This is a genomic window from Paraciimarium castrense LEGE 11436 (genome assembly GCF_056633055.1).
Genome location: NZ_JBSJOW010000003.1, coordinates 74,322 through 91,392 on the forward strand (window position 1 = coordinate 74,322; position 17,071 = coordinate 91,392).

General features: G+C 67.9%; 18 protein-coding genes. 7 read left to right on the forward strand and 11 right to left on the reverse strand.

Annotated features, from left to right (window positions below; translation table 11 throughout):
- Positions 1 to 9: 9 nt before the first annotated feature.
- The 9 genes from rseP to ACWJIO_RS06105 all read right to left on the reverse strand — a co-directional run bounded on the left by rseP (position 10) and on the right by ACWJIO_RS06105 (position 9,132).
- Positions 10 to 1,098, reverse strand: a complete 1,089-nt coding sequence (rseP, locus tag ACWJIO_RS06065) for an RIP metalloprotease RseP (protein WP_480312108.1) — start codon at positions 1,096 to 1,098, stop codon at positions 10 to 12.
- Positions 1,099 to 1,860: a pentapeptide repeat-containing protein gene (locus tag ACWJIO_RS06070; RefSeq protein ID WP_480312109.1), complete on the reverse strand. Its 762-nt coding sequence runs from the start codon at positions 1,858 to 1,860 to the stop codon at positions 1,099 to 1,101.
- Positions 1,861 to 1,890: 30 nt separating this feature from the next.
- Positions 1,891 to 3,162 (reverse strand): serine--tRNA ligase, encoded by a 1,272-nt coding sequence (gene serS, locus ACWJIO_RS06075; protein ID WP_480312110.1) that lies wholly within the window; start codon positions 3,160 to 3,162, stop codon positions 1,891 to 1,893.
- 76 nt (positions 3,163 to 3,238) lie between these two features.
- Positions 3,239 to 3,874: a hypothetical protein gene (locus ACWJIO_RS06080; RefSeq protein ID WP_480312111.1), complete on the reverse strand. Its 636-nt coding sequence runs from the start codon at positions 3,872 to 3,874 to the stop codon at positions 3,239 to 3,241.
- A 1-nt stretch (position 3,875) separates the two neighbouring features.
- Positions 3,876 to 4,433 carry a type II secretion system protein gene (locus ACWJIO_RS06085; RefSeq protein WP_480312112.1) on the reverse strand — a complete coding sequence of 186 codons (558 nt, stop codon included), beginning with the start codon at positions 4,431 to 4,433 and terminating at the stop codon, positions 3,876 to 3,878.
- A 14-nt stretch (positions 4,434 to 4,447) separates the two neighbouring features.
- Positions 4,448 to 5,089, reverse strand: a complete 642-nt coding sequence (locus ACWJIO_RS06090; protein WP_480312113.1) for a hypothetical protein — start codon at positions 5,087 to 5,089, stop codon at positions 4,448 to 4,450.
- Positions 5,089 to 7,938 carry a hypothetical protein gene (locus tag ACWJIO_RS06095; protein WP_480312114.1) on the reverse strand — a complete coding sequence of 950 codons (2,850 nt, stop codon included), beginning with the start codon at positions 7,936 to 7,938 and terminating at the stop codon, positions 5,089 to 5,091. The genes ACWJIO_RS06090 and ACWJIO_RS06095 overlap by 1 nt, the downstream gene beginning before the upstream one ends.
- Positions 7,939 to 8,199: 261 nt before the next feature.
- Positions 8,200 to 8,460, reverse strand: coding sequence for a NifU family protein (locus tag ACWJIO_RS06100; RefSeq protein WP_186697118.1), 261 nt, complete (start codon positions 8,458 to 8,460; stop codon positions 8,200 to 8,202).
- A 90-nt stretch (positions 8,461 to 8,550) separates the two neighbouring features.
- Positions 8,551 to 9,132 carry a hypothetical protein gene (locus ACWJIO_RS06105; RefSeq protein ID WP_480312116.1) on the reverse strand — a complete coding sequence of 194 codons (582 nt, stop codon included), beginning with the start codon at positions 9,130 to 9,132 and terminating at the stop codon, positions 8,551 to 8,553.
- 209 nt (positions 9,133 to 9,341) lie between these two features.
- Between ACWJIO_RS06105 and lepA the strand changes: the two genes are divergently transcribed.
- From lepA to ACWJIO_RS06135, 6 genes are all read left to right on the forward strand, one after another.
- On the forward strand, positions 9,342 to 11,150 hold the full coding sequence (gene lepA, locus ACWJIO_RS06110; RefSeq protein WP_480312117.1) for a translation elongation factor 4: 1,809 nt from the start codon (positions 9,342 to 9,344) through the stop codon (positions 11,148 to 11,150).
- Between the two features lie 108 nt (positions 11,151 to 11,258).
- Entirely contained in the window at positions 11,259 to 11,831 is a 573-nt protein-coding gene (locus tag ACWJIO_RS06115) for a hypothetical protein (RefSeq protein WP_480312118.1), read from the forward strand.
- Between the two features lie 64 nt (positions 11,832 to 11,895).
- A complete protein-coding gene (locus ACWJIO_RS06120) occupies positions 11,896 to 12,603 on the forward strand; it encodes a hypothetical protein (RefSeq protein WP_480312119.1) in 708 nt (235 codons plus the stop codon).
- Complete coding sequence (locus tag ACWJIO_RS06125) at positions 12,600 to 13,046, forward strand: hypothetical protein (RefSeq protein WP_480312121.1); 447 nt, start codon at positions 12,600 to 12,602, stop codon at positions 13,044 to 13,046. Before ACWJIO_RS06120 ends, ACWJIO_RS06125 begins: the two co-directional genes overlap by 4 nt.
- Positions 13,043 to 13,543, forward strand: a complete 501-nt coding sequence (locus tag ACWJIO_RS06130) for a prepilin-type N-terminal cleavage/methylation domain-containing protein (RefSeq protein ID WP_480312124.1) — start codon at positions 13,043 to 13,045, stop codon at positions 13,541 to 13,543. Before ACWJIO_RS06125 ends, ACWJIO_RS06130 begins: the two co-directional genes overlap by 4 nt.
- Before the next feature lie 9 nt (positions 13,544 to 13,552).
- The gene (locus tag ACWJIO_RS06135; RefSeq protein WP_480312125.1) at positions 13,553 to 14,152 is read left to right on the forward strand and encodes a prepilin-type N-terminal cleavage/methylation domain-containing protein; all 600 of its coding nucleotides are present in this window, start codon (positions 13,553 to 13,555) and stop codon (positions 14,150 to 14,152) included.
- Positions 14,153 to 14,320: 168 nt separating this feature from the next.
- Here ACWJIO_RS06135 and ACWJIO_RS06140 read toward each other — a convergent pair whose 3' ends face one another.
- Entirely contained in the window at positions 14,321 to 14,797 is a 477-nt protein-coding gene (locus tag ACWJIO_RS06140; protein ID WP_480312127.1) for a prepilin-type N-terminal cleavage/methylation domain-containing protein, read from the reverse strand.
- Between the two features lie 143 nt (positions 14,798 to 14,940).
- Here ACWJIO_RS06140 and ACWJIO_RS06145 point away from each other — a divergent pair, with 143 nt between their 5' ends.
- On the forward strand, positions 14,941 to 16,296 hold the full coding sequence (locus tag ACWJIO_RS06145) for a sensor histidine kinase (protein WP_480312129.1): 1,356 nt from the start codon (positions 14,941 to 14,943) through the stop codon (positions 16,294 to 16,296).
- Here ACWJIO_RS06145 and ACWJIO_RS06150 read toward each other — a convergent pair.
- On the reverse strand, positions 16,271 to 16,978 hold the full coding sequence (locus ACWJIO_RS06150) for a response regulator transcription factor (RefSeq protein ID WP_480312130.1): 708 nt from the start codon (positions 16,976 to 16,978) through the stop codon (positions 16,271 to 16,273). The genes ACWJIO_RS06145 and ACWJIO_RS06150 overlap by 26 nt on opposite strands.
- Positions 16,979 to 17,071: the final 93 nt, after the last annotated feature.

Here is a 17,071-nt window from a genome sequence, read left to right on the forward strand (position 1 = left end):
GTGGCCCGATCAGCGCCCGAGCAGTTGCTGCACCGCGGGCAGCTGGGAGGTGTCCTTCACGATCAGCAGCATGCTGAGGCCCACCAGGAACACAAAGCCCGACTGCATGAAGGCCATCTGGAAGCGGTGCGGCAGGGGCCGCCCCCGCACGCCCTCGAGCAGCAGCAGGGCGAGCTGGCCGCCATCGAGGAGGGGCAGGGGCAGGGCGTTGAGCACCGCCAGATTGATCGAGATCAGGGCCGTGAACAGGAACAGGCTGCTGCCACCCTGCTGGGCCAGGTTGGCGCCCATCTCCACGATCTTCACGGGGCCGGACACCTGGGAGGCCGTTTCGCCGAAGTGGGTGACCAGGGTGAGAAAGCCGCCGGCGGTGCGCTTGAGCAGCAGCCAGCTGTCGCGGCTGGCCTGACCCATCACCTCCAGGGGGCTGCGGGCCGGACGGAACAGCTCGGTGCCGTTGGGCTGGAGCTGGGCGCCGATGCGGCCCACGCCGTCGAGATCGGTGGGGGTGAGCCGCAGGGCCAGGCGCTGATCGCCGCGTTCGGCCACGAGGCTGAGATCGCGCTCCGGCGCCGCCTTGATCCGCTCCACCAGGGAAGCCACGGCCTGCTGGCTGCCGCCGATCTCCTCGCCGGCCAGGGCCACGATGCGATCGCCCGGCTGCAGGCCGGCCACGGCGGCGGGCTGGCCGGGCAGCACGCCGGACACCAGCACACCCGGGGTGGCACTGAAACCGGCCGGCAGGCCCACCACCACGCCCTGGGCCACCAGCACCAGCCAGGCCAGCAGCAGGTTGGCCAGCACGCCGGCAGCGATCACCAGGGCGCGCTGGTGCAGCGGCCGGTTGGTGAGCAGGTCGGGATCGTTCTTGGCGATCGGGCTGTCCTCGTCGTCGTCGGGGAAGGCCACGAAGCCGCCCAGGGGGATGGCCCGCAGGGCGAACTGCACACCCCGGCGCTGACGCTCCAGCAGCACCGGCCCGAAGCCGATCGAGAAGCTGCTCACCCGGATGCCCTGCCAGGTGGCCGCGAAGAAGTGGCCGGCCTCGTGCACCACGATCAGTCCCGCCAGGATCGCCAGTGCCGTGAGAACGCCCATTCAGGTCGTATCGCTGAGAACATCCATTGTGGGGCCGCTGGCGGCGGCACCGCTTGGCGGCAGTGGCTGATCGGAAAGGGCCTGGCTGAGATCGGCATCCTGGAAGTCGGTGCCGGTGAGGCGGGCGCCGCGCAGATCGGCCTGGTGCAGCCGGGCCCGCAGGAAGCTGGCGCCACGGAGATCGGCCGCGGAGAGATCGGCACCGCTGAGGTCGGCGTCGCTGAAATCGGCCCCCTGCAGGTCCACGCCGTGGAGGTCGGCATGGCGCAGCACCGTGCCGGAGAAGTTGGCGCCCCGCCAGCGGCTGAAGGGAATGTGCAGGCCCTCGAGGTTGGCGCGCTGCAGATCGAAGTCGTCCTGCCAGAGCCCGGCAGCTGAGAGATCCTCCAGGGCGCGGATGCGGCCGAGGCTGTTGGTGGTGCCGGCCTGTCGGTCAGCGAGCAGCAGATCGAGCATCTCGTGGTGCTCGCGCTCGCGGCGCTTGCCCGCCTCGAAGATGAACACGAAGGCGGCGGCCACGATGCTGAACGCCTCGGCGTTGTCGATGCTGATGATCTCGAGATAGTTGCTGGTGAGGCAATCGGGCTCCAGCCGGGAGCGATGGCAGTTCTCGAAGCGGTTCACCGCCGACAACAGCAAGAAGGAGCAGGCCGCGGCGATCAGCACCCGGAACTGGAAGGAGCGATCCAGCTGGCGGAAGAAGGGCGAGCGGCGGCGCCGCTGCTGCTGGTCGTACCAGGTGCTGGTGGGCCTCTGTCTCATGGCGTGGGGGGCTGTTCAGGTGCCTGCGGCTCAAGCGATCCGCTCGCCTCCGAAGTAGGGCGCCAGGGCGGCGGGCAGCATCACCGAGCCATCGGCCTGCTGGCCGTTTTCGAGCAGGGCGGCCATGGTGCGGCCCACGGCCAGGCCGCTGCCGTTGAGGGTGTGCAGCAGCTGGGTGGTCTTGCCCTGCTTGAAGCGGATGGCGGAGCGGCGGGCCTGGAAGTCGTGGCAGAGGGAGCAGCTGGAGATCTCGCGGTAGGCGCCGGCGCCGGGCAGCCACACCTCCAGGTCGAAGGTGCGGGCGGCGGAGAAGCCGAGATCGGCGCCGCAGAGCTCGATGCGGCGGTAGGGGAGCTGCAGGGCCTCCAGGATCGATTCCGCCTGGGCGGTGATCAGCTCCAGGGCCGCCGCCGACTCGTCGGGATGGCAGAACCAGTAGAGCTCCACCTTGTTGAACTGGTGCAGGCGGATCAGGCCGCGGGTGTCGCGGCCGTAGGAGCCGGCCTCGCGGCGGAAGCAGGGGGTGTAGGCGCAGTAGCGCAGGGGCAGCTGCTCGGCGGGGATCACCTCATCGCGGTGCAGGGAGGTGAGCGGCACCTCGGCGGTGGGGGTGAGCCAGAGGTCGTCGCTGGCGCACTGGAAGCTCTCCTCGGCGAACTTGGGCAGCTGGCCCGAGCCCGTGAGGCTGGCGGAGTTGACGAGGATCGGCGGCAGCACCTCGGTGTAGCCGCAGGCGGTGTGGTGATCGAGCATGAAGCTGATCAGGGCGCGTTCCAGGCGGGCGCCGGCGCCCAGCAGGGTGATGAAGCGGCTCTGGGCGATGCGCACCGAGCGCTCGGTTTCCCAGAGGCCCAGGCGCTCACCGATCTGCCAGTGCTCCTGCAGGCCGGCGGGGGGCCGCGGCTCGCCCCAGCGCTTCACCTCCACGTTGTCGGCCTCGCTGCGGCCTGCGGGCACTTCGGGGGCTGGCAGGTTGGGCAGGGTGAGCAGCTGCTCGCGCAGCTGGCTCTGCAGCGCCTTCTCCTCCTCCTCCAGCACCGCCACCTGCTGCTTCACCCGGTTGCCCTGCTCCCGCAGGGCCGCCACCTCCGGCCCGCCCGGATCGGCGCCGCCGCGGATCAGCTGGCCCACCTCCTTGCCGATGCGGTTGCCCTCGGCCTGCAGGCCGCTGCGGCGCTGCTCGAGGTCGCGCTCCTCGGTGGCCACCAGCTGCAGGCCGATCAGATCCACGCTCAGGCCACGGCGGGCCAGCTGGCTCACGATCTGGTCGGGATGGCTGCGCAGCAGGCGCTGATCGAGCACGGCAGGGGAGCGGATCGAGGCAGCCTAAAAGCAGGCCTGGCCGGGGTTGGCAGGGCCTGGTCAGGCCCCGGCAGCTTCAGTCGATGAAGGGCTGCACCCCGGCGCGCAGGCTGAGGTCGCGGGGGCCCAGGGTCACGGCGGCCGTTGGGATCGAGGTGCCGGCCACCGACGCCACCGTGAGGGCCAGGTTGGCGCGGGTGCAGCCGGAGGCTGGCGTCACCGTGAAGCCGGTCACGCCCCGCATCACCAGCTGGTTGCTGCTGGTGCTGCTGGGATTGAGCCTGCCGCTGGCGAGCACGGCGGGTCCGGTGCGGAAGAGGTTGGTGCCGGTGCGGAAGTAGCGGATCACGGCGGTGCCGGCAGGAACGCCGCTGGCGTTCAGCAGGGGCACGCGCAGCCGCAGCTCATTGCTGGTGACCGTGCTGCAGGCAGCCGAACCGGTGGGGAAGCAGGTCACGGAGGGATCGGCGGTGGTGCCGAACAGGCAGGCCTCCTCGGCTTCGGAGTTGAGCAGGGTGGTGAGGCGATCGAGATCGCGCTGCAGCTGCACCTGCCACACCGTGGACTCCGAGAACACGATTGTGCTGCGGACCACGTTCCAGAGCAGCGGCACGAACAGGGAGCTGATCAGCAGCCCCATCAGCAGCTCCACCAGGGTGACACCGGCTTCGGCAGGTCTGGGGCGGAGGCGGGATCGCCAGGGGCGGCGCATCTCAGATCCGCCCCCATTCGCTGCAGCTGCCCGCGCTGGCGGCATTGTTGCGGCCGACCTCAAGGGCGCCGAGGATGCCGCTGAGACGCAGGCAGCGCAGGGGCCGCTGGCTGTTCACGGCCAGAGTGATCGCCACAGGATCGGCTGTGGCCGCCACGGTGCCCCGGGGAGTGAACACGAAACTGGCGGGGCTGGCCGTGACCTGCACCGAGGCGGCGGTCAGGCCCAGATCGGGCACCACCAGGGTGGGCTGGTTGGCGCAGGCGGCCGGGAGCACCTCCGCCATCTGGGCCCCCTGGGCCAGGGAGCCGGTGGAGAGAGTCACCGTGCAGGGGGTGCCGCCGGACTGGGCGTTGAAGCGGCCGGCGTCGCGGTTCACCTGGTCGAGCCAGCCCGCCAGGGCGGTGGCCACGGTGTTGGCCCGCTCACGGCGGGCCAGGTTGACGGTGGAGTTGACGCCAACAGCCGCCACCACACCCAGGATCACCACGGTAATCAGGAGCTCGATCAGGGTGTATGCGGCCTGGCCTGGTTGGTCGAAACGGGAGCCCAAGGCCAACGGATGCGGCCTCTTCATGGACAGAAGAGCGCCATGGGAGGCACGACCCGGGCCACCCGCACCACGGCGTTGGCTGCGTTGCTGTCGGTGTAGGTGACCTGCAGCACGTTCTGGTTGCCAGCTGCGGCGTTCACGCTGGAGAGCCGCACAATGGGCTGGCGCACGCCGCCGCCGGCGGTGAGCGAGGGGTTCACGGCGAGGGCATTGAAGGCGGTGAGCACGGCGGTGCTGAGGATGCCGTTGGTGGAGGTGCAGAGGGTATCCACGGCAGCCGGCTCAACCAGGGCGGTTGTTGCTGGATTGTCCAACTGGGGGAAGAAGTAGCGGTCGTCGCGGCGGTTGGCGGTGGCGCAGGGGGAAGCTGCCCCCGGGGTGATGCCCGTGGGAATGCCCAGGGTGCAGGCGCCGCTGCAGCAGGTGAGGCCGGCGGCCAGGTCTTCGATGGCGGCGAGGTCGGCGTCGATGGCGGCGGTGAGCTGGTTGCGCTGGCCGGCGCGGTTGCGCTGGGCGGTGGAAAGATTCCAGCTTGCCATCGAGCCCACCAGAGCGATGGAAACAAGCAGGCTCACCACCAGGGCCTCAATCATCAGGCTGCCCCGCTCTTCCGGGTTGGGCCCGGGCCGGCCGATGGGCCGCCGTCGTCGACGGCCGCCCATCACCACAGCCTGGAATTGGTCGTGGCCCGAGCCACCCAGTCAATGCCATTCCAATCCACGAACTGGGCTGAATTGGAACCGCCGGAGGTGCTGCTGGTGAGGGTGGAATTGGGAACCCGCAAGTGGAAGGCACCGTAGGGCTTGAAGTTCTTGACCCACATCCTGCCGAAGAAGCTCCAGTTGTCTTCGTTGTTGGTGTAAAAGCCCACAGGAATTGCACTGGCACCGCTGTCGGTGATCGTGAGCTCCACCCAGCCCTGGGGCAGGTAGAACCACACCCCACCGATCTTGGCGTTGCCTCCGAAGGGTGTGGTGATCAGCACGTTCTGTTCCTGGCCGGCTGAGCCGGTGTCGCGCCCGAAAAAGTTGAGCCGATCCGGTTCGCCTACGGGGGCGAAGACGTAGTTCTCATCGTCAATCGGGGTTTCACAGTCGTTACTGATCACGGGGTTGACAATGTCTGGGCAGACAACGTGAGCCAACTCGGCTGGATTTCTGGAGAGATAAATAAAATTCTCTGGCGTGCTGACGGTGTTGGGGCCGAAGCGCAGATCGACGTTGGTGGGTTGGGTGTAGTAGAAGCTGATCGGGCCACCGCTGGTGTCAATGAACACCCGGCCGCCATCGTATTGATTGATGGTGGGCCCGAGACAGTGGAAGCCATCGTCCAGAGTGATCGGCGAGCTGCTGGAAAATTCGCACCAGGCACCTCGAAATGCCGTGTCGACGGGTCTGTTGTTGGTGTTGTTAGAGCCGGCAGTTTGGGCCAGGATGGGTCTGCCCGACTCGATCCGCACGTCGTCGATGTCAATGCGTTCGCCGCCTTCAAGGGCCTCCGCGTTGAAGCGGATCCCGAAGGTTGCACCGGTGAAGGGGAGGGCTAGATTGATGTAATCATTTCCTGTTGAGATGTCATCACGATAAATGCGCTTGAACAGCCTGCAGGTATTGGCATCGTTGAAATCGGTGCAGGCTTCCACGTCCAAGTAGTCCAAATTGGCTGAACCCCAGTTGTCACGGTCGGCCCGAAACGAGAGATAGGGCACACTGAGGCCCGAGGTGTCGGCGCCGCGCCTGGCCGTGGCGGTTCTGCCCCCGTTGAGGCGCATGCGTCGATTGGCCCCAGAGCCGGTCATTTCGACTGCAGCAGGCACTCCTGCGGATCCGGTTCTTAACCACTCTGGAGAAAAATTCGCGCTGCCGCTGTTGACCTGAAAATCGGTGGTCCCGGATGCAAAATCATCTTGATAATTGGTGGCCAGATTAGCTGGCCCGCGGCTGGTCACATTCAGCCAGGTGTCGTCATCGCAGTTGTCAGCGGTGCTGCCTCGATTGAGATCCACCACGCAGATTTCTACCCGTTCGGCACCGGTCTGGTCATTGGTGCGCAGGCGGATCGTGGCGTCGGAGTCGGGGGGGTTGGCGCTGCCGGTGCCCATGCCGAGGCCGTTGTCCGTGCTCAGCAGGGGCCAAAGTGCCACGTTGGCAAGTTTGTTCGTGGGGATCAATGCTGCCCGCTGCAGGATGGTGCTGGGGCCCCAGTTGGCAGTGAAGGGGTAGTTGAAGGTGGAAATGGCTGGGAAGGCAGTGGCTTCCAGGGCCACGATCGGCGAACAGGAGGCTGAGGTGCCGCGGATATCGCTATCGGGCCCGGAGAAATAGCTGAAGACGTTATCCGGCTGTCTGCAGATCTGCTCCGCAGCGGTGGGAGTGCCGGCGTTGCGGATGTCTGTGTTGCGGCCGTTGTCGCTGCCACGCGGATCCCCGGGCTCAAAGGTGTTGGGGCAATTGCCACTGGCGAGCTTGCCTCGGCCGGGGCGCACGCGGCAGTTTTCTCGCTCAAACAGATCACCGGCGGTTTGCACCACACCGAGAATGGGGCCATAACGCTCCACGGCATTGGTGGCGGCATTCCGCTGGGTGAACTGGTCGTTGGCGAAGTACGACCAGTGCCAGCCATCGTTGAACCCGGTGACGATGCCGTACTGCAGGTTGCAGAGGCGGCTGTCGGATCCCAGTGATCCACTGGTGCCGGCGTAGTTCGCCCCACCGGAGAGGTTGCTGCCCAGGGAGGCGCCGCAGCACTTGGGCAGCACCTCGAACTCCCGCGAAATCCGCGAGTTGGCCACCACGCGGCCACCACGCACCACGCGGCCTTCCAGCTCCAGCAGGATGAAGCCACTGTTGCGACCAGGACCGGCAGTGCCGGAGCCGTCGGGGTCACTGAGGTTGATCAGCTGATCCCAGCTGCTGAAGCCACTCGGCAGAGCAGATCCGGTGACGCCACTGCCGGGTACGGCGCTGCGCCTGAGGGCCCGGGTGTTGGGATTGCTGCCGCCGCTGCCGTCTGGGGCGCTGTAGGTGATCCCCACCAGCCGGTACTGACGCCCATCCTGAGTGGCTGTGGCCTGGTTACCCGTGACCACATCGCGCCAGCTGCCATCGCCCAGGGCAACGGCGGCGGCATCAGGCAACCCGGTGCTGCTGGGCCCGGGACGGCCGCCGCTCACCGTGTTGAAGCAAGGGCTCCTGAGGTTGGTATCGGTGGCACTCCAGCTGGCTGGGTCCGCACCGGACACCAGCAATTTGCGGTTCTGGGGCTGGTTCCAGCTGTTGATCAACTGGTCGGAGCCGGCCTCGGCGCTGGCCCGGGCCTGACGGGCTTCCGAGGAGGCGAACACCCCGCGGAGGTTACCGCCGGTGAGCTGCACCATGGCACTGGCGCCAAGCACCAACACCACGGAGGCCACCAGACCTGCCGCCAACGAAATGGCTCCGGTGTCCTGGCGTGGGCTAAGGGTGGCCTGCAACTGGGCAAGCAGCTTTGTGCGACTGCGACGTCGACTCATGGGGAACACCCCCTTCTATCACCGAAACAATAGAGCAACGCCGAGCACCCAGAGGTAGAGCTTCAACGATCTTGAGAAGCCCCTCTGGCCCTCGATCATCGGGCCTGAGGAGTAGTGGCCAAGCCCCAACAACGATGCTTGCAGCCCAGGGAAGGGGGCTGTACTTCAGGCCTTCATGCAACCCAAAGACCATATTCAGCTTGCTCCGTGCTTCCGGAGTCGCGCCAGCAGAGTCGACCGATGGCGCAGCCGCGGCACGGCTCAGAGCACCTGGACCACTTCGCTCACCTCGGGGATGGCTTCGCGCAGCTTGCGCTCGATGCCCATCTTCAGGGTCATGGTGCTGCTGGGGCAGCTGCCGCAGGCGCCCTGCAGCCGCACTTTCACGATCGGTCCCTCGATTTCCACCACTTCCACGTTGCCCCCATCGGCCATCAGGTAGGGGCGCAGCTCATCGAGGGTGCGCTCCACGTTCTCAACGGTGAGGGCGCGGGGATCCAGGGTGGGGGTTTCGGTGGTCATGGCATGGGGTCGTGGTTGAGGCCATTCTAAGGAGGGCCTCTCCGGGCTGGCCGCAGCCTGCGCCCAGGAGGGTTCAGAGCGGCAACCACTTCAACTCCCGCTGTTGTAGAGCGCCAGGAACGACTCCGGCGGCACCGGGCGGCCCTCGCTGCGCCAACGCTCCACCAGGGCCTGGAGCTCCTGCTGATAGGCGGTGGCGTGGCGGCGCCGCTGCACCAGATACCAGAGCCCCGGCAGCACGCAGGCCAGCAGCAGGCCGGCGGTGATCAGCCGCTGACGGGCCTGCGGGACGAGCTGGGGGAAGGGCTCGCCTGAGCCGATTGCCCAGGCCAGGGCCCGCAACGGCTGATCCAGCAAACGCAGCTGGCTTTCCTCGAGCTGGGGTGGCTTACCGGTCTGGGAGGGCAGGTCGGCCAGCGGCCGGGCCAGCAGTTGCCGGGCGATGGCGACCCGCTCCCGCAGCCGCCCGCGCACCTGTTGCAGAGGGATCCGGGCGATCAGATCGCCGTTGGCCTGGCGCAGGGTGCAGCTGCTGGCGGTGAACCTGGCGTGTTCCAAGCTGGCCACGGCCGGGTCGGCGAGGTGGCCCTCGAAGCCGGCGATGTCGCGGGCAGCGCCAAACAACAGCTGCTCCTCCGCCTCCCGGCTGCCGGCGTGACGCTCAGGCTCCACGGCTGGATCCGGGCCTGCGCAGGCTGGTTCGGCGCTGGAGCCTGGTTCAGGAGGGTGGCCCGGGGGTGGCTGGCGGTTGATGGCGGCTATCCCCTACCCGATCCAAAAATCCTAAGCGGGGCCATCTCGGGGGCCGCCGCTGCCCCTGCCTAGGATCGGCCTGCCTCCGCCCCTGGCTTCGACCTGCGGGAGCGGCCCGATCCGCGCGCATGACCGACGTTTCTGTTTCCCGCATCCGCAACTTCTGCATCATTGCCCACATCGACCACGGCAAGTCCACCCTGGCCGATCGACTGCTGCAGGACACCGGCACCGTGGCCGCCCGCGACATGCAGGAGCAGTTTCTCGACAACATGGAACTGGAGCGTGAACGGGGCATCACGATCAAGCTGCAGGCGGCGCGGATGGATTACACCGCCGCCGATGGAACCGAATACATCCTCAACCTGATCGACACGCCCGGCCATGTGGACTTCTCCTACGAGGTGAGCCGCTCGCTGCAGGCCTGTGAGGGTGCCCTGCTGGTGGTGGATGCCAGCCAGGGCGTGGAGGCCCAGACCCTGGCCAATGTGTATCTGGCGCTGGAGAACGATCTGGAGATCATTCCGGTGCTCAACAAGATCGATCTGCCCGGTGCCGATCCGGAGCGGATCAAGGCGGAGATCGAGGCGATCATCGGCCTCGACTGCTCCCAGGCGATCGCCTGTTCGGCCAAGACCGGCCTCGGCGTGCCCGACATCCTGGAGGCGGTGGTGGAGCGGGTGCCGCCTCCGGCCGACCGGATGGCCGAGCCGCTGCAGGCCCTGATCTTCGACTCCTACTACGACCCCTACCGCGGCGTGATCGTGTACTTCCGGGTGATGGCCGGCTCGATCAGCCGCAAGGACAAGGTGCTGCTGATGGCCTCTGGCAAGAGCTACGAGCTCGATGAGGTGGGTGTGATGGCGCCTGATCAGCGCCAGGTGGAGAGCCTCCACGCCGGCGAGGTGGGCTATCTGGCCGCTTCGATCAAGGCCGTGGCCGACGCTCGCGTGGGCGACACGATCACCCTGGCGGCCAACCCGGCGGCGGCGGCCCTGCCGGGCTACACCGAGGCGAAGCCGATGGTGTTCTGCGGACTGTTCCCCACCGATGCCGATCAATACCCCGATCTGCGCGAGGCCCTCGACAAGCTGCAGCTCTCCGATGCGGCCCTGCGCTACGAGCCGGAAACCAGCAGTGCCATGGGCTTCGGTTTCCGCTGCGGCTTCCTCGGGCTGCTGCATATGGAGATCGTGCAGGAGCGGCTGGAGCGGGAATACAACCTCGATCTGATCGTCACGGCCCCCTCGGTGATCTATCAGGTGAACCTGCTGGATGGCTCCATGGTGATGGTGGACAACCCCGCCACACTGCCGGATCCGCAGAAGCGGGAATCGATCGAAGAGCCCTATGTGAAGCTTGAGATTTATACCCCCAACACCTACAATGGCACCTTGATGGAGCTTTGCCAGGAACGGCGCGGCGAGTTTGTGGACATGAAGTACATCACCACAGATCGGGTGACGCTCCACTACGAGATGCCGCTGGCTGAGGTGGTGACGGATTTCTTCGATCAGATGAAGAGCCGTACCAAGGGCTACGCCTCCATGGAATACCAGCTGATCGGTTACCGGCGCAATGAGCTGGTGCGCCTTGATGTGCTGATCAACAGCGAGAAGGCCGATCCCCTCACCACCATCGTGCATCGCGACAAGGCCTACAACGTGGGCAAGGGGTTGGTGGAAAAGCTGAAGGAACTGATTCCCCGCCAGCAATTCAAGATCCCCATCCAGGCTTCGATCGGCAGCCGCGTGATCGCCTCAGAGAGCATCAGCGCCATGCGCAAGGATGTGCTTGCCAAGTGCTATGGGGGAGATATTTCCCGCAAGAAAAAGCTGCTGCAGAAGCAGGCCAAGGGTAAGAAACGCATGAAGGCGATGGGCAAGGTGGAGGTACCCCAGGAGGCCTTCATGGCCGTGCTCAAGCTGAACAGCTGATCGTCTGACCCTGGCGCAAGAGGTAGCGGTCAGTTCCCGATCTGGCCGCGGCGATGCTTGCCAGTCGTGCCGCTGGCGTTACAACTTCGGCTCCACTGGACGCCATGCGTGTCTGCCGCACTCTCCACCTTCGTCAGCAAGCCTGACTGGATCTCGGCCCAACGGGTCAAAGGCCGCAAATCGTCGATCATTCAGCTCACAGGAGGCTCCAGCTGGCTGAATCAGCCGGTTTCCTGGAGCGCCACCATGAAGGTGTCGTCGCTGAAGCAACGGCAAGCTGCTGCCGAAGGCAGGGCGAATCCCCGCGACATCGTGACGGGCTTCCGGGTGAACAACGCCATGGCCCGCAACTGGATCTTCCAGGGATCCAGGGGCAGCGATCTGATCGACTTTCAGTCGACTGCCGGGGCGATCACCAAGCGCTCCCAGAGCGTGATCAATTTCGGTAGAGATGAGGTGCGTGATCGCTTCTTCTTCACCAACAACACCCGTACTCACGGGCCGTTCAACCACATGCAGCGCTACGTGATTCGCAACTTCGGCCGCCAAGATCGGGTTACCCTGCGCAACATCGGCCGCAGTTTTGGTTACAACGATCTGGTGTCCTACGGCAATGGCGTGATGGGCTTCGCCGGCGTGGATCCCACCAAGCTGCGGGTGGTGCCGATCTCAGGGCTCTGAAGCCGCTGCAGGGCCGCGCCCGGGGTGTGGCAACGCTGAGTGGCGCCCTGCGCTCCGCTCGCCCGTGGCTCTCTGTTCGCGACGGCGATCTCGCCCAGCTTGCCCCCGCTGGCTGCCCGCCCAGAAGGCGGCGGCCTCGGCGGGCTTTCTGCTGCCGCTGGCCAGCACGGCCTCGTTGTTCCTGCTGCTGAGCAGCCTGTCGCTGCAGGCCATGGCCCTGCAGGAGCGGCGCCAGCTGGCCGTGCGCCAACGCCTGCAGGCGCGCGAAGATCGGCTGCTGACCGCTGCCCAGGCCGTGGCCGGCGGCCTGCAACGCCGCCACCGCTGCCTGATTGCCCTGCCGCAATCGGCCTGGGTGGCGCAGAGCCAGCAGGCCACTGGCTGCGCCCAGGCAGGGGAGCTTCAAGCGTTGACCACAGGCCAGTCGCTTGCAGGGGCACCTCAGCCTGTGAGCGGTCGCTACACCCTGCTGCAGTACTGCCCGCAGGTGGCCGAACCGCCCCCGCCGCCCCTGGCGTCTGAAGACCCCGATGCCACTTCGGCACTGGAGCTGGCACCACAACCGCCCCCGACGCCCGAGCCGCTGCTGGAAGCCGAGCTGCTGCTCGAGATCGAGGCGGACGGGGCCGCCTATCGCTCCGCCTCCAGGCTGCTGTGGAGCTGGGGGCCAGGCCCCATACCGCGGCTGCGGGGCTTCCAGCACCTGGGGCTGCGCAGCGCCGGGGCGCCGCTGCCGTCCTGCCCCCTGGCGAGCTCGGAGGGCAACCCGTGAGCCTGGTGGAACTGATGGTGTCGGCGGTGCTGTTCACCGCCTCGGCCAGCTGCTCGCTGCAGCTGTGGAGTGCCACCAGCCGCTGGAGCCTGGGTTCTGAGCGCCAGCTGCAGGCCCAGCAGCAGCTCGATCAGCAGTTGCTCGCCGTGGAGGCCGTCCTGCAGCAGCGGGCGGGGCCGCATCGGCAAACGGATTGCCGCAGTGCCACCCAGTCACTGCTGATGGCCGCTGCGGCGCGGCCGGATGCTCTGGCTGGTGAGGCGGTGCAGGTGACGGTGAGCCACGCCGACCAGGAGGGGAGGCTGCAGGTGCAGGCCCATGCCCCGGGCTCCGGCCTCAGCCGCGAGCGCCAGCTCGACCCCGCCGCCTACGGCCTCTGTGGCGCGGTGGACCCCGACGACGACGCTGCGGCCCCCCCGGCTGAGCAGGAGCAGCTGGGATGAGGGGCCTCTGGCGGCCGCGCTTCGGCAGCTCCGGCTCCCCCGCCGCCGGTTTCTCGCTGGTGGAGGCGTTGGTGGTGCTCACCCTGCTGGGCCTGCTGGCGGTGCTGCTGATCGACAGCGGCCGCCGCCAGCTGGCAGCGGTGAAGGTGGAGTCGGCGGCCCGGCGGCTGGGCACCCTGCTGGAGCACAGCCGCGAGCGGGCCGAGGGCAGCCGCCAACCGCTGGATCTGCCCCTGCACGGTGAGGCTGGCCTCGAGGCGCAGGTGCTGGCGGGTGACGCCAGCCTGCAGCTTCACCACACCCTGCCCACGCAGCTCCGCTTCACGGCCAACGGCCTGGCCATTGATGGCGGCACCGTGGTGATCGGCAGCGCCGGCACCGAGCTGCGCCGCTGTCTGGTGATGTCCCCGCCCCTGGGGATCGTGCGCGTGGGGAGGTACCACGGCGATCCCGGCGGCCTGGCCAGTGACGCCTGCCTGCCCGACCCCAGCCTCTGAGCCTGAGCCATGTCCGTGCGCCGCCGCCGCCCCCAGAGCCACCGCGCCCGCCGCTCGGCGCGGGGCTTCTCCCTGGTGGAGCTCTCGCTGACGCTGCTGCTGGGCTCGCTGCTCAGCGCCCTGATGCTGCAGCTGCTGCTGAGCGAGGGCAGAAGCGGCCAGAAGCTGGCCAGGCTGCTGCGGGAGCGGCAGGCCAGCACGCGGGCCCTGCAGCTGATCCGCGCTGAACTGCAGCAGGCCCGGGAGGTGCGGCTGGGCGCAGCGATCCAGGCCGACATGGCCGGCAGCTGCGCCAGGGCCGGGCGGCAGCTGGTGCTGCAGGTCCACTCCCCCGCCGGCACGATCACCTATGCCCGGGGCGTTGCCGCCGATCCCATCTGGCGGGGAGAGGTGGTGTGGCGCTGCGGCCCCTCCTATGACCGCCAGGGAGCCCTCAGCTCGGCGACCCCCCAGCCCCGGGTGCTGATCGATGCCCTGCGGCCCGGCGAGGGTTTGGCGGCGGCATCGCAGCAGGGCGTGGTGCAGGTGCGGCTGGATCGGCTCGGGGGCAGCCAGCTGATCCGAGCGATCGGGATGCAAGCCGAGCTGAGTGAGGGCGCCAGGGAGTGAGAAAGTGGCGCGGACATCGAAGCAGAAACCTGGCCACGGCTTGCGGCGGTTCCAGCGCCAGGCAGGCCGTGACCCAGGCCCTGCTTGGGGAGCAGGCATCGAGAAGGCCTGACGCGACCGGTGGCCACCGGTCGCGTCAGGCCTAGATGCAGTGAAACCGGCGAGGGATCAGCTGCGGGTGGGGATGCAGGAAGGAGCCGTGCCACCCGTCCAGCCCGCTGCTGCGGCGCAGGTGGTGAGGCTGGCCTGGCCACCGGATGTCACCGTGGCAACGGGGGCTGTGGTAACGCCGAAGTCTGCAGCCGATGCGGTGAACGTGACTGCGGTGCCTGCGGCTGAACAGGGGCCGCCGGTGACGTTGGTGGGGTTGGTCAACGAAGCCTGCTCCCCGGTCACCTGGGCCGCAGCGCAGGCTCGGGCCACGTCCATGGCAGCGGTCTGGGCGGCGTTGATGCGCGCCCGGCCCTGCTGGTTGAGGAAGGCGGGGATCGCAATCGCCGACAACACGCCGATGATGATCACAACGATCAGCAATTCGATCAGGGTGAAGCCTGCGGCCATGCCCCTACGGCTCTTGTCCTTGGTGTTGAGGCTGTGGATCAGGGCACGCTGTGCTAGCAACCTGGCCTGCAGGGATGTGGACATGGGAGCTGGTTGCCTTGGGCAGTATGTACAACGTGAATTATTGCCAGCTGCGGCGCATTTGCCAATACCGCCCTCACGGCAAATCCGATGAGGATCTTCTGAGAGAGTAACCCGGAGCTAGGGCGGCGATGCGGATCAATCGGTTGAGGCTTTGGATCCAGAGCGCCTCCCTGCTGGCTGTGCTGGCGGGCTATGGCGTGTTGCTGGTGCTGCACCAGAGCCTTTCCATCCTGCAGCGTCAGCAGGCCCATCGCCAGCTGGCGGCCCAGGTGCTGGTCGATCTGGGGGAGTACAGCGGCGACCGCTCCGAGCTGCAGCAGCGCCTGCAGACCCTTGACAGCATCCCGGGTCTGAGCCTCACGCCGATGGGGGGCGGCACTGCAGACTCCGCCGCTGGCTCCCTTTACGCTGATTCATCCGCTTTGCCTGTACCCCGCCTGCAACAGCAGCGGCGGGGACAGCGCACCTGGCTGGTGAGCACGATGGCCTTGCCCCAGGCCGACGGCGAGATCTTTCTCTTCCTGGTCGGGCAGGACGTGACCGACTCCGTGCAGCGGCAGAGCTTCGGGCTGGCCCTGCTGGTGGTGGCGGCCGGGGTGGTCAGCCTGCTGATCAGCGGCCTGCTGCGGCTGGTGCTGCATCTGGGCCTCACCCGGCCGCTGGAGGCCCTTGTTGGCCAGCTGAGCGGCACCCACGCGCCGCCCCTGCCCGGCGATCAGCTGCCGGTGGAGCAGCAGCCGGAGGAGCTGCGCCCGATCGCCCTGGCCTTCAATGCCCTGCAGCAGCGGCTGGCCGCCTCCTGGGAGCGGCAGCGCAGTTTCGTGGATTCCGTGGCCCATGAACTGCGCACCCCGATCACCCTGGTCTCGGGCCACGCCCAGCGGCTGCTGCGGGATGGCCACGACCCAGCCATCAAGCCCTCCCTGCGGCTGATCCAGGAGGAATCAGGCCGCATGGGCACCCTGGTGACGGATCTGCTTGATCTGGCCCGGCAGGATTCCGGCCGCCTGCGCCTGCGCCGCCAGCCCCTGATCGCCGAAGACGTGCTGCTGGCCCTGCACGAGCGCATGGCCCCCAGCAGCGGCGGCCGTCTGCGGCTGGCCGTTCAGGATGAGGCACCCCTGCCCGTGGCGGCCGGCGATGCCGATCGGCTGCAACAGTGCCTCACCGCCCTGGTGGACAATGCCCTGCGCTACAGCCCCGTATCGGCCCCGGTGAGCGTGGGGGCGAGCCCAGGCCCTGGGGGCGAGCTGGTGCTCTGGGTGCAGGATCATGGCCCCGGCGTGCCGGTTGCGGAACGGCAGCGGATCTTCGAGCGCTTCGTGCGCGGTGCGGCCGCCAGCGCCAGCGACCAGCGCGGCAGCGGCATCGGCCTGGCCGTGGTGCAGTTGCTGATGCAGGCCATGGGCGGAGCGGTGCGGGTGGAGGAGGCCCCCGGCGGCGGCGCGGAATTCCAGCTGCGGCTGCCGCCGTTCAGCCCTTCGGAGCCCCCTCGCTGAGCATGAAGCCCACACCGCGCACCGTCTGGATCAGGGTGGGGGCTCCGGCGGGTTCCAGCTTGCGGCGCAGCGAGCGGATGTACACATCCAGCACGTTGTCGTCGCCAGTCCAGGTCTCCCCCCAGACGGCATGGAGAAGGTCGCTGCGGCGGTGCACCTGCTCGGGCTGGCTGAGCAGCAGCAACAGCAGCTCGTATTCGGTGTTGGTGAGGTTCACCGCCCGGCCGCCGCGGCTCACTTCATGGCGGGCTGGTTGCAGCTCCAGATCGGCCAGGCGCAGGGTGCTCTCCTGACCTGGCTCCTGGGCCTCGGCCTGGTGGCGCCTCAGCCGGGCCCGCACCCTGGCCAGCAGTTCCTCGATCGAGAAGGGCTTGGTGATGTAGTCGTCGGCGCCGGCATCGAGGGCCTCCACCCGCTCAGGGATGTCGTCGTGAGCCGTCACCATCAGCACCGGCGTGGTGTCGCCCGTGGCCCGCAGGCGGCGGCAGACCTCCACGCCGCTGAAGTCGGGCAGGGCCCAGTCGAGCAGCACCAGCTGCCAGCTTTCCGAGCGCAATTGCAGCAGGGCCTGCTGGCCCGTGGCCGCCTCCCCGCAGCTGTAGCCATCGATCTCCAGCTCCGAGCGCAGGAACTGGCGCAGGGCGGGGTCGTCGTCGACGATCAGCAGGCGGTAGCCACTCAAGCCGGCCAGGAGCGCGAAGGCCTGCCTACTCTGCCTGGCCGCGGTGCGCTCTGCCCGGGGCTCCTGGCGGGCGGGGGTTGAATGGGCCCACCC